This is a genomic window from Streptomyces sp. NPDC051738 (assembly GCF_044453205.1).
Taxonomy (GTDB): domain Bacteria; phylum Actinomycetota; class Actinomycetes; order Streptomycetales; family Streptomycetaceae; genus Streptomyces.
The window spans coordinates 161114-172916 of record NZ_JBITCM010000015.1; the positions used below are offsets into that span (position 1 = coordinate 161114).

Annotated in this window: 9 protein-coding genes; 2 read left to right on the top strand and 7 right to left on the bottom strand. The window is 69.2% G+C overall.

Translation table 11 applies throughout. The features are described 5' to 3' along the window. The 4 genes from ACIA8X_RS31415 to ACIA8X_RS31430 all read right to left on the bottom strand — a co-directional run. A partial coding sequence (locus ACIA8X_RS31415; protein WP_399459708.1) for a hypothetical protein occupies positions 1-3456 on the bottom strand: 3456 nt, incomplete at its 3' end. A gap of 34 nt (positions 3457-3490) precedes the next feature. Beyond that, positions 3491-3895 carry a WXG100 family type VII secretion target gene (locus ACIA8X_RS31420; protein ID WP_393444134.1) on the bottom strand — a complete coding sequence of 135 codons (405 nt, stop codon included), beginning with the start codon at positions 3893-3895 and terminating at the stop codon, positions 3491-3493. Positions 3896-4027: 132 nt separating this feature from the next. After that, on the bottom strand, positions 4028-4486 hold the full coding sequence (locus ACIA8X_RS31425; protein ID WP_393444132.1) for a YbaB/EbfC family nucleoid-associated protein: 459 nt from the start codon (positions 4484-4486) through the stop codon (positions 4028-4030). Between the two features lie 237 nt (positions 4487-4723). Beyond that, positions 4724-6064: a hypothetical protein gene (locus ACIA8X_RS31430; RefSeq protein ID WP_393444130.1), complete on the bottom strand. Its 1341-nt coding sequence runs from the start codon at positions 6062-6064 to the stop codon at positions 4724-4726. Between the two features lie 2575 nt (positions 6065-8639). On the opposite strand from ACIA8X_RS31430, the gene ACIA8X_RS31435 reads away from it, so the two are divergent. Both ACIA8X_RS31435 and ACIA8X_RS31440 read left to right on the top strand, forming a co-directional pair. Further along, on the top strand, positions 8640-9737 hold the full coding sequence (locus tag ACIA8X_RS31435) for a hypothetical protein (protein WP_393444128.1): 1098 nt from the start codon (positions 8640-8642) through the stop codon (positions 9735-9737). Positions 9738-9794: 57 nt separating this feature from the next. Further along, positions 9795-10181, top strand: coding sequence for a hypothetical protein (locus ACIA8X_RS31440; protein ID WP_393444126.1), 387 nt, complete (start codon positions 9795-9797; stop codon positions 10179-10181). A gap of 309 nt (positions 10182-10490) precedes the next feature. Here the strand turns inward: ACIA8X_RS31440 and ACIA8X_RS31445 are convergent, their stop codons facing one another. The 3 genes from ACIA8X_RS31445 to ACIA8X_RS31455 all read right to left on the bottom strand — a co-directional run bounded on the left by ACIA8X_RS31445 (position 10491) and on the right by ACIA8X_RS31455 (position 11729). Continuing rightward, complete coding sequence (locus ACIA8X_RS31445) at positions 10491-10832, bottom strand: hypothetical protein (RefSeq protein ID WP_393444124.1); 342 nt, start codon at positions 10830-10832, stop codon at positions 10491-10493. Positions 10833-11023: 191 nt separating this feature from the next. Then, complete coding sequence (locus ACIA8X_RS31450) at positions 11024-11314, bottom strand: WXG100 family type VII secretion target (protein ID WP_128429829.1); 291 nt, start codon at positions 11312-11314, stop codon at positions 11024-11026. 79 nt (positions 11315-11393) lie between these two features. Continuing rightward, a complete protein-coding gene (locus tag ACIA8X_RS31455) occupies positions 11394-11729 on the bottom strand; it encodes a WXG100 family type VII secretion target (RefSeq protein ID WP_399459709.1) in 336 nt (111 codons plus the stop codon). Positions 11730-11803 lie beyond the last annotated feature (74 nt).

Below are 11803 nucleotides of genomic sequence, written 5' to 3' on the forward strand. Positions count from 1 at the left end.
CTCGTCCAGGGTGAACGAGGCGCGCTCGTCCGGCTCCTGGCGCAGGAACTGCTGCTCCTCCTGCGTATGCGCGAGGCCCTGCTCGGTCTGCCTGGAGATGCCTTCCTGGACCAGTCGGTCCAGCCGGCTTCCGGAGCCCGAGTCGGAACCCGTACCGCCGGAGTCCGTTCCCCCGCCCCGGCCGGACCCGGCACCGGGACGGTCCGAGCCCGACGCCGGACGTTCGATCTCCTGCTGGAGTTCGCGGCGCAACGCGGCGGTGTTCTCGTCGGGGGTCCGCACCGTGGCCAGGCGCTGCTCCGCCTGCTCCAGTCGCTGCTGCGTCTGCTGTACGACCTCCTCCGGCGCGCCGGTCCGGCGCTGCTGGGTCAGCTGGTCGCGCAGCTGGGTGGCTTCCTGCCCGTGGGTGCGGACCTGCTCCAGCCGCTGCTGCTCGCCGACCTGGCGCTGCTGCTCCCGGTCGGCGAGGTGGTCCTTGAGCTGCTGTTCGGCGGACCGCGCCTCCTGCGGGCTGTCGGCGGCCTCCATCCGCCGCATCAGCTCGGCCTCGCGCGGGTCCTGGTGCGACCCGTCGCCGCGCAGCTCCTCGAACCGCCGCATGAGGTCCGCGTTGGCCGCCGCGGCAGCCGACCCCTGGCCGCCACCAGAGGCCTGCTGACGCAGCCGTTCCTCCAAGTGCCGCGTCTGCTCTTCGATCTGACGGTCGGTGTGCTGCTTGAGCTCCTGCTGGGCCTGGCGCGCCTCCTGCGGCGTCCGGGCGTTCTCCACCTGTCGCACCAGGTCCGCCCGGTGGGCGTCCGCCTCCGGCGCGCCGCCCGGGTTCAGCACCGTGCGCAGATCGGCCAGCCGCCGCTCCACCGGCGTCCAGCCGTTGAACTTCGCCTGCGCGTCGAGCGCCTGCCTGCGCTCCTGCGGCGTCGTCGCGGCATCGACCCGCTGCTGGAGCACGCCCTGCTGGTGCACCCCCAGCTCGTGGATGACCTGGGCCCGTTCCTGCGGGCTCGTCGCGGTATCGAGCTGCTGGCGCAGCTCCGCCTCGCGCGCATCCTGCGGCGTACCGGCGTTCAGACTGTCGAGCCGCCGCAGCAGGTCCTCGTCCGCCGCCTGCGCCCGGGCATCCTCCTGCGAGTTCAGCCGCTCGGTGAACGACTGCTGCTGCTCCTCGATCTGACGATCCGTGAACTCCCTGAGCTCCTGCTGCGCCTGGCGCGCCTCCTCCGGCGTCCGCGCGTTCTCCACGTGCTGGACGAGCTGCTCGCGCTGCGGGTCGGAGGTGGGCAGCACGCCTTCGCGCAGCTCGTTCAACTGCCGCTCCTGCTGCGTCAGTTGGTTGTGCTCGACCAGATCACGCAGCGCCTGTTCGGTCTCCTGAGGCGTGGCCGCGTCCTGCAGCCGCTGCAGCAGCTCCTGCCCGCGCGCATCCGGCAGCGCCCGTTCGCGCAGCGCGTCCAGCCGTCGCTCCAGGTCGGTCTGGGACGTGCCCTGGCGCACGTCGTCGAGCTGCCGCTGCATGTCGCGCTGGTTCTGGAAGTCCTGCAGCGTCCGACGGGCCTGGGACGCCTCCTCCGGCGACCGCGCCGACTCCTCCTGCGCGATCGTCCGGCGCCGCATGATGTCGGAGTCGGGATCGGACTGCGCCAGGCGGTCCATGCGCTGCTGGACCTGCTGGTGCCACTCCAGGTCCTTCTGCAGGGCCTCCCGCGCGGCCGGGTCGCTGACCGTGGTCAGCTCCCGGCGCAGCTGCTCCACTCCCGGGTCGAAGGAGCGCGGGCCGTTCTCCGACACCACCTCGACCGGAAGATGACGCTCGACGAAGTCGGTGTACTCCTTGAGTTGGCTGTCGACCAGGACCGGGTTGCCCGTTCGCTGCGCCTGCTCCACGGCGTCCACCTGGGAACGCCAGGCGTCCTCGTCGACGCCCAGATCGCGCAGCCGGGAGAAGCCGTTGTCGACCTGGGTCTCCACATGGGCGCGGAAGTCCGCGAGCCGCTGGTCGAGCACCTGCTGTTCGACCGTCGTCCGGAAATCCTGCAGACGCCGGCCCGTCTCGGCCCAGTCGCCCGAGCCGGCCGACTCGCGCACCGAGTCGGCCCGCGGCCGCCACTCCGACTCGGGCAGCCCGGCCGACCGCGCGATCCTGCTGAGCTCGTTGACGCGGGTCTGCACCTCCTGCCGCAGCGGAGGCAGGGTCCCGGTCGGCGCGGAGGGAAGGTCGGTGACGAGTGTGCTGGGCGACGGGTCCGGCAGCTCCGACGGGTCGAACGGCGGCGGCGCGTCCGGCAGATCGAGCTCTTCCTCGCCGGGACGCTGACCGCTCGAGTTCTCCTCGGGCACCTGCCCGGTCTGCTCGTCGGGTACCTGCCCCGAGGTCTCTTCGGGCACCTGCCCCGAACGCGCGGGTGTCGTGGGTGTCGTTGAGGTTGTGGGTATCGCGGGTGTCGGGGAGGTCGGGGAGGTCGCAGGAGTCGTGTCGGTCGTATCGGTCGTGTCGGTCGTCGGGGTTGTGGAGGTCGTCGGAGTCGTGGTGGACGTGGGGACCGTTGGGGTGCCCTGCTGGCCCTCGCCCGGATTCGCGTTCTTCAGCATGTCCGGCAAGGACGGGATGTCGATCTTGGGCACACTGATGTGCTCCGGCGACACCCCGTCTCCCGCGCTGTGCCCGCCACGCCGGCCGCCACCTTCGAGGGCCCCGCCGATCGCTTCGGAGAGCGTGCCCAGCCCGAGGTTCTGCCCGGGACTGAAGACGTTGGTCACCGCGGTCGTGGTCAGACCGGTCAGAGCGCCGTGAGTGACATTGCCGACGAAGGAGTCGGCGAACTTCGGGGCCAGGTGGCGCATGATCTGCCCCAGCCCGCCGCCGAGGGCGCCGCCGATCGCACCCATCTCCGCCGCGCCCTTGGTCTTGCTCAGGTCCCAGTGTGTGCGGTCGCCCTTCAGGAACTGGATGACCTGCACCGCGACATCCATGCCGACCTGCATCACGATGTTCGACAGCACCGCGATGAACAGCTCCCGCAGGATCGCCTGAACCGCGAACCGGCCCGCCGTGACCACGGCCGGAATCGCCGCCGACCCGAACAACGTGGCCGTCAGATAAGCGATTTCCGCGGCCATCCACGCCAGATTCAGGATGATCATGTACTTCGCGTACTCGATCTCCAGCGCGATGTTGTCGGCCATCACACCGAGTTGCGCGGCCGACGTCGCCATCACGGGCAGGGTCGAACTCAGGGCGGTGACGAACTGCCCGAACTGCTCCGCCGGAGCCCCGGCCATGCTCTCGAACGTCGCGGCCGTCGACGGATTGAGTTGCCCGAGGAGCTGGTTGATCTCCTGCGCCGCCGCGTTCCAGACCGCACCGAGTTCGGCGAGCTTGTCCTCGTTCCCCTTCGGGAACTCGTCCCCGACGGCGATCTTGGCGACGAATCCCAATTCCGGTGGCAGCTGGATACTCATGAGCTACGAGGCCTCTCCCACCGGAAGCAACACGTCAGCCGCGCGTGGTACCGCGGTGCGAACCACCGGACGTGTTGGTGTCCGGGACGGAAACGGAAGGCGTGTGGGTGTCGGTGGTACCGCGCTCGAAGCTGCGGGCGGTCTTCGTGTTCTCGTCCTCGGTCGCGTTGAAGCCCTTCGCCATGGTCTCCAGTCCGTCAGCCGTGCTGTCCAGCACCTCGACGAGCCCCTTGAGCCCGTCGACCATGTCCTTGCGAGGGGTGACGTACTGCTCCGCGAAAGCCTTTCCCATGGAGTCGTCGCCCCAGCAGTCGCCGAGCTCGTTGAGGCGCGACTCCAGCCGGGTGACGAGCTGCCTCATCTGGTCGGAATAGGCCCGCACATTGGGAGCGTTCTTCGCCAGCGCGTCAGGGTCCACCGCGAAGTAATTGGAAGACACCGCGACCTCCTTTTCACATCAGCTCGGGGGGAGAGAAAACTCGGGACTCCGGGATTTGGGACTCTGGGATTGGGATCCGGGATTGGGCTCCGCGATTTTGGGATTCCGGGAATGTGGAATTCCGACGTTTCGTCAGGCGACCGGAGGCCGCGCGATACGGGGGCCGGACCCTCGGCCTGGACGGCCGCTGGCGACGTACTCCTGGACCTCGTCCGCCATGGGCGGAGTCTCCGGCAACAGTCCGCCCAGATCGGCCTTGCCCTGGAGCAGGTCGGTGGCGGACATCCCCGCGGGAAGATGACCGGACAGGACCTCGGCGACGTCCGCCATGGCCGTCGCCCGGGCCTTCTGGATGGTCGTGATGAGCATCTGGGAAAGCTCCACGGGAGCCATGCGCTTGTAGGCGCCGGTGGGGAACTCGATCTCGGTGACCTCGCCCTGCGAGTTCACGGTGACCTTCAGAGCCTGCCGGGGAGCCGTCGCGCTGGCCTTGACCTCACGCATCCTGCGCTGCAGTTCGCCGACCTGCGCCCGCTCCCTGCGATACGCGCCCAGCAGCTCCTCTATGTGCTGGTCGTACGGACTCGACATGGTGCTCCTCTCCCACCTGCGGTGACGCGCCGCCCAGCGGGGAAGCGCTTCCGCGCCCCGTCACGCAGAGTCGTCAGGGACAGCAAACATGCCCCCGCGGGCGGCGTAAGCCTGATCCGGCAGGTCATGACCCGAAGGACACCGACCTCTGCCCCAACGACCCGGTACGGCGGACGCGGCGGATATTGCCGGCACGTCCGCCGCACCGTCCGCCGCACCGTTCGCGGCGCCGGCCGGTCAGCCGATCTCGTCGGCCCGCTGGGGCACAGCCCCCCAGGAGTCGGCACCCTGCCTCAGCAGATCGGCGACGCCGCGGCCGCTCTTCGCCTCGTCGCCGTCCTCCTCCGGACCGTCCTCGTCCTCCTCGTCCTCATCCTCGTCATCGGGTACTTCCGCGGTGCTGAGCAGCATCCCGGCGTACCCGGTGACCGGCGGCGGCAGCTCCTCGGCGGCCGCGGCCTGGGAGCGGTCGGGCCGCCAGGTGGCCAGGCCCGGGCCGGTGACCGGCTCGGCGGAGGCGTAGTCCGAGGAAACGGAGGGCTGCGGGAAGCCGAGCCCGGCGGCGAAGACCGCGCCGTCCTCGTCACTCCACCCCGGCTCCTCCACCACGGCGGCAGCGCCGCCCTCGTCCGGGCTCTCCGCCCCGTCCTCGCCGACTCCGGCCTCGGACACCGCGCCGTCCTCGTCGCTCCACCCGTCGTCGTCGCTGAGGACGTACTTGGGCTGGAGCTCTTCCTCCTCCTCGTCCTCCGCACGGCGCCCCCCGAACGCCCACAGCATCGCGGGGTCGCCGGCCCCCCACGCGCTGGTGTCCTCCGCGGCCTCCGCGCTGGGGACCACGGCGACACGGCCTTCGTCGAGCTCTTCGGCCGCCGCGGAATCCGCGCCGAAGAGAGTCGCCCCGCCGGCCGGGGCCCCCTGCGTCCCGCCCGGCAGGTCCCCGACCTCGGGATCGGCCCAGCCGTTCTCCGTGTCCAGCAGCAGACCGGAAGAGTCCGAGCGCTCGTCACCGCCCCTGGGAGCGGCGCCACCGGGCATCCCGTACGGCGGCATCATGCCGCTTTCCCGCGCGGCCACTCCCTCGGCCGCAGCCGCCTCGCCGGGAGCGGCCTCCTCGGCGGCAGCCGCCGAGCCCTCGGCAGGCACCGACACCCCACCGACGCCCACCCGGGACGCGGTCGGCAAGGTCCCCGGACGCACCGGGGTCACTTCGCCCGCACCGCTTCCCCGGGTCGCCGGCGGCGCCGGCTGGACCGACCCCGGCTGCGGGACGGGCAGCGGAAACGGAGCGGGAACGGGCACCACGTCGTGGTCACGGTGCTCCCGGGCCTCGGCCGGCGCGGGGATGTCGGCACCCGTCACACCACCGCCGACGCCGGGCGGCACCGCCGTACCCGCGCCCTGATGCACCAGTCCAGGCCCACCCGCGGCAGCCCCTGCGGCCGACGCGACCTCGCCCTCCCCGGGCACCTCACCATGAGCATCCGACCACGGCTCGACACCGCGTGACACGAGCCCGGAGGCATCGGACCGCTGCTCGTCCCTCGGCGCCCCACCGGCTCCGGGCGCCATCGGCATGAACGGCATCCCAGCACCGGCACCAGCACCAGCGCCGGCACCGGCACCCGCATGGCTTCCTTCCGGGGCCGAGCTGGGGGCCGGGACCTCACCCAACGACACCCCACCGGCTCCGGCACCGACGCCGGGAGAGCGGACTCCACCGGCGGTGCCGTGGTCCAGCGCTTCGGACGGCATACGAGACACAGGGGCACTCGGCGCGGAACCCGTAGGCAGCGACACGTGCGGTGTGGATCCCGTGGGCAGAGATACGTTCGGCACGGACCCGTTGGGTACGGAGCGCCCTGGCACCGATCCGTTCGGCAACGCCCCGCTGGGCAGCGGCATCACCGACCCCGGAACTTGCCCGATCGACCCATCAGCACCTGTGCCGGGCGTCACCAGCCCAGGTCCACCGGCAACGGCTCCCGTCGTCGGTGAGACTTCACCCATGGCCGGGGGTTCAACGCCCTGTCCGGACCACGGTTCGACGCCGCGTGATACGAGTCCGGAGGCGTCGGATTGTTGCTCGTCCCTCGGCGCTCCACCGGCTCCGGGCGCCATCGGCATGAACGGCATCCCGGCACCAGCACCGCCGGCGGCAGGGCTTTCCTGCGGGACCGAGCCGGAGGTCGGGGCCTCGCCCAGCGACACCCCGCCGGCGCCACCGTGGTTCAGCTGATCAGACGGCATACGCGAAACAGGGGCGGTCGGCGCAGACCCGTTCGGCAACGACACGTTGGGCACGGACCCGTTGGGTACGGAGCGCCCTGGCACGGATCCGTTCGGCAGCGCCCCATTGGGTAGTGGTGTCACCAGTCCGGCTCCGCCCGCGGCGGCGCCCGTCGTCGGTGAGACTTCACCCGTTGCCGGGGGTTCGACGCCCTGTCCGGACCATGGTTCGACGTTGCGTGATACGAGTCCGGAGGCGTCGGATTGTAGTTCGTCCCTCGGCGCGCCTCCGGCTCCGGGTGCCATGGGCATGAACGGCATCCCGGCACCAGCACCGCCGGCGGCAGGGCTTTCCTGCGGGACCGAGCCGGAGGTCGGGGCCTCGCCCAGCGACACGCCACCGGCGCCGGTACCGGTGCTGGGCACCGTGATGCCGCCGGCGCCACCTTGGTTCAGCAGGTCAGAGGGCATACGGGAGGCCGAGCCGCCGGGCACGGACCCGTTCGGCAGCGATCCGTTCGGTAGGGACCGCCCTGGCACCGATCCGTTCGGCAGAGCCCCATTGGGCAGTGGCGTCACCAGTCCGGCCCCGCCTGCAGCGGCACCCGTCGTCGGGGAGATCTCACTTGTGACCGGCGGCTCAGCGCCCTGTCCGGACCACGGTTCGACGTTGCGTGATACGAGTCCGGAGGCGTCGGATTGTTGTTCGTCCCTCGGCGCTCCACCGGCTCCGGGTGCCATCGGCATGAACGGCATCCCAGCACCGCCACCAACAGGCGCCTTCGCTGACGGCCCACCCGAGCCCGCGCCGGGGGTGCCCATCAGCGACACCCCACCGGCACCGGCACCGGTGCCAGGCAACTTCACCCCACCAGCGCCACCCTGACCCAACAAGTCAGAGGGCATACGGGAGGCAGAGCCGCCGGGCACGGACGCATTCTGCAGCGACACGTTCGGCGCGGAGCTGTTCGGTAGGGACCGCCCTGGCACGGATCCGTTAGGCAGCGCGCCATTGGGTAGTGGTGTCACCAGTCCGGCTCCGCCTGCGGCGGCACCCGTAGTCGGGGCGATTTCGCCTGTGGCCGGGGGTTCAACGCCTTGTCCGGACCATGGTTCGACGTTGCGTGATACGAGTCCGGAGGCGTCGGATTGTTGCTCGTCCCTCGGCGCTCCACCGGCTCCGGGTGCCATCGGCATGAACGGCATCCCAGCACCGCCACCGACAGGCGCCTTCGCTGACGGCCCACCCGAGCCCGATCCCGAACCCGCGCCGGGGGTGCCCATCAGCGACACTCCACCGGCACCGGCACCGGTGCCAGGCATCCTGAGGCCGCCGGCGCCCCCTTGGTTCAGCAGGTCAGAGGGCATACGGGAGGCAGAGCCGCCGGGCACGGACGCGTTCGGCAGCGACAAGTTCGGCAGGGAGCTGTTCGGTAGGGACCGCCCTGGCACGGATCCGTTCGGCAACGCCCCACTGGGCAGCGGCGTCACCAGTCCAGCCCCGCCCGCACCAGCACCCGACGTCGGCGAGATCTCGCCTGTGCCCGGCGGCTCAGCGCCCTGTCCCGACCATGGTTCGACATTGCGTGACACGAGCCCGGAGGCATCGGACCGCTGATCGTCCTTCGGTGCGCCTCCGGCTCCAGGTGCCATCGGCATGAACGGCATCCCAGCACCGCCACCAACAGGCGCCTTCGCTGACGGCCCACCCGAGCCCGATCCCGAACCCGCGCCGGGGGTGCCCATCAGCGACACCCCACCGCCACCGGCACCGGCACCAGGCAACTTCACCCCACCAGCGCCCCCCTGACCCAACAAATCGGACGGCACCCGAGACACAGGAACACTCGGAGCAGACCCAGCAGACCCGTTCGGCAACGTCGTCTTGCTCGTAGGCGGATTCGACGAGAGGGAGACGGGGTTGATGCCCGTGCGTCCGCTACCGGTGCCAGTCGGCAACGTAACGCCACCCGCGCCGACCGTGGAGGTGTTGGGCGGCGTTGCCCCGTTGCCATTTCTGTTCAACAGGTTCGACGGCATCGGCGTCGCAGAGCCGAGTTCGGGCGCCGTACCCCCACCCGCAGCGCTCTTGCGCTGGTTCGCCGAGTTGGTCTGCAACGGGAGCACAGGGCTGACGGGGCTGACAGGGCTGACGGTGCCCGTCGTCGGCGAGACACCGCCGCCACCGGCAGAAGGGCTGGACGCGAGAGAAACGGGGTTGATGGTGCTCGTGTCGGGCGGCGTGCTCCCGTTGCCGCCGCCGTTCAGCAAATTCGACGGCATCCGCGACGGAGTACCGACAGTCGGCGACGCCGTGGTGTTCGGGCTCTTGGTGCTCGGCGCCGTCGGCAACGTGCTGGTGGGCACAGAACCCGGATTGAGGGCGGCGTGCATCGCGGGATTCAGTTTCCCGGGGTTCAGCTGTGTAGGGGCCAGTGTGGATGTCGTCGTGGTCGACGGGGTGGTCGACGGGGTGGTCGACGGCAGTGGTGAGTTCACCGGCGCCGAAGCCAACTTCGTCGGCTTGATCGGCGTGTTGCTCGGCAACGTCATCCGCGTGGGGGTCGTCACGGGTGCGTTCGTCGGCGAATTCACCGGAGAGTTCGCAGGACCGTTCACCGGTGTCGAAGTGAACTTGGTCGGCGTGACCGGTGTGTTGGTCGGCAAGGTGATCGGCGTGGGGGTCGTCACCGGCACATTCACCGGCGTGTTCGCGGGCAGGTTCCCCCTCGGACTCGGCGTAAGCACCGGCGAATTCACGGGCGAGCTGACCGGAGTCTTCACCGGCGCTGTCACGGGCGACGTATTCGGCAGCGTGACGCGCGACGGCGTGGGCGTCTTCGTCTGCGGCCCGGGCCCCAGGTTGATGGGCGTGGTGGAGCCGGTGGGGAGGGTGCGCGCCTCGACGCTGGTCCGGGGTACCGGGGTTGTGGTCTGCGGCGGTTTGCCAGTACCCGGCGGCTGCGAGATATTCGGGGTGTTACCGCTCAGCGGCGACGTGATGTTCGTCGTGGAGACCTGATTCAGGGTGCGCGTCTCGGCGGAGTACTGCCCGGCCAGCGTGTGCAGCACCTTGCGCATGTCGTCCGTCATCATCTTGACGATCTCCGGGCTCTTGCTGACCGGTATGAGCCCGTTCTTCATCGGCTTGATGCCGATGATCTGCGCCTGCTGCGCGTACCACTGGTCAATCGTGACGATGTTCGCCTGGGCCACCGCGAGGTTGTTTCCGGCGTCGACGAGAGTCTGCGCGACCGATGCGCTCATACTCCCCCCGGAGAGCGCATTGGCACCGGAGGCCACCTGCTTGGAGAAGGTCTCCATCATGGTCATGAAGGAATCCGCCGCAGTGCCCTGCCACGGCGAGTCCGTGTTGCCCGCCAGCGCTTTGGCCTGCGCGACCAGGTTCTCCGACACCATTTGCAGGACTTCTTGCACGAACTGGAACGCGTTGCCGGCGTCGTAGAGGCTCTGCGGGGTGGCCACGCTCTGCGCCCGGTCCTGTTCCTGCCCGGACGCCAGGTTGGAAGCGCCGACGATGACGGCCTCGATCTGCTTCCAGTCCCAGGTGTCGTAGTCGTTCGGCGACCCCATGACAGAGTTGTTGCCGAAGATCCCGGCTTTTTTGTCCGACTGCGTGGTGTTGCCGGAGTTGTAGTCCTTCTTGTCTGCCATGACGTCGACGCTCTCGTTCGTGCCTGGATGGGCAAACGCCTAAAGCGGCGTCAGGTCCAAAGACACCTGACGCCGCCACAGGCAGCCGGATAGCTTGTTCTCATCCGCCAGTGCCGAGCTTGGTGAAATCGCTCTGAGCGGACTGCATCGCCTTGTTCAGATCCTCGGCCGTCATCTTGGCCTCTTCTTCGGTGGTCTTGTACTTCGCGCTCAGCTGGCGCATGCCGGTGCTGATGTCTGCCAGACCCTGACCGAGATCGTGGAGAATCTTGAGGTATGTGTTCTGGAGGCCCGTGTCGCCGTTGGCGCCACAGGAGACCTGCCGGAGCATATAGGCGTCGTAGAAGGCTCCGGGATTGACCCGCTGGAGCTCCATGAGCTTCTGGTACGCCTGCTTCACCGGCTCCGCGAGCTTGTCCATGTTGCCGGCGAAGAGTTCCATGGACGGCGTGTCGACCGAGGTCCTGCGCCCGTTGCCGGAACCGCCCGGAATCGGCGGCGGCGTGGGGTCGTGCGTCTCAGGTCCGGACCGTGTGTGCGGCGCGTGGAACGTCGTCGGGTCCCACTCCTTGGGAGGAGGGGGCGGCGGCTTCTTCTCCCTGGGTTCCCAGTTCAGAGAATCTGTATCCGGCATCAGCGGTTCCAGATGTTGACGCCGGACCTCTCACCATCGGCGTACTGGCCGATGATCTGGGTCAGCGAGTTCTGGGCGTTGGCGGCCTGCACGGTCATGTCGTTGGCGGCCGTGGCCCAGACGCTCCGCTGGCTGTCGAACAGGTCGCGCGCGCCGCTCTCCCACTCGGTGATGGCCTGCATCGTGCCGCTCTGCAGTTCTTCCAGGAAGTCGTTGATCTGCTTGGAAATCCGGCTCATTTCCGTGACCGCGGACTCGAGGCCGTCAAACTGAAGACTGTAATCTGCCATGTTCTTCTCCTGTCTGTGAAAGCTTCCGGGGAAGCTGTCTGGGAAAGCTGTCTGTGAAAGCTGAGTGAAAGCTGACTTACTAGAATCCGGGGAGCGTCGGGGTGGTGATCCCGGCGGCGGCCTGCTGGGCCTTCTGGATGGTCTCCTCGTTCGTCTGCGTCAGCACGCTGGTGTTCTGGCTCAGGGCGTTCTCCATGCCGTTGAGCACCGTGATCACCTTGTTGAAGTCGACGAGCCAGTTCTGCAGCGCCCGGTCGAATGCCATGAACGCCTGGCCGGTCCACACGGACTGAATGTTGCCGACCGTCGTGGACATCGCCTTGTACTGGCCGTCGAAGTTGGCGACGCCGTTCGAGAAGACGTTGATGGCCTTCTGAAGTCCAGCAAGGTCGACCTGTGTCATATTGCCCGCCATCGAGCCCTCCAGTTCTTGGTGCGGGTTCCTTCTTGAACCGCCTGGTCATACCTTCTCGAATGGCGGGGGCCGAA

What these genes read in the sequence shown, in the direction of transcription:
- ACIA8X_RS31455 (WP_399459709.1), bottom strand. Translation starts at nt 11,729, where the DNA reads ATGGCGGGCAATATGACACAGGTCGACCTTGCTGGACTTCAGAAGGCC.
- ACIA8X_RS31435 (WP_393444128.1), top strand. Translation starts at nt 8,640, where the DNA reads ATGCCCGTGCGTCCGCTACCGGTGCCAGTCGGCAACGTAACGCCACCC.
- ACIA8X_RS31450 (WP_128429829.1), bottom strand. Translation starts at nt 11,314, where the DNA reads ATGGCAGATTACAGTCTTCAGTTTGACGGCCTCGAGTCCGCGGTCACG.
- ACIA8X_RS31445 (WP_393444124.1), bottom strand. Translation starts at nt 10,832, where the DNA reads ATGGAACTCTTCGCCGGCAACATGGACAAGCTCGCGGAGCCGGTGAAG.
- ACIA8X_RS31440 (WP_393444126.1), top strand. Translation starts at nt 9,795, where the DNA reads ATGTCGTCCGTCATCATCTTGACGATCTCCGGGCTCTTGCTGACCGGT.
- ACIA8X_RS31425 (WP_393444132.1), bottom strand. Translation starts at nt 4,486, where the DNA reads ATGTCGAGTCCGTACGACCAGCACATAGAGGAGCTGCTGGGCGCGTAT.
- ACIA8X_RS31430 (WP_393444130.1), bottom strand. Translation starts at nt 6,064, where the DNA reads ATGCCGATGGCGCCCGGAGCCGGTGGGGCGCCGAGGGACGAGCAGCGG.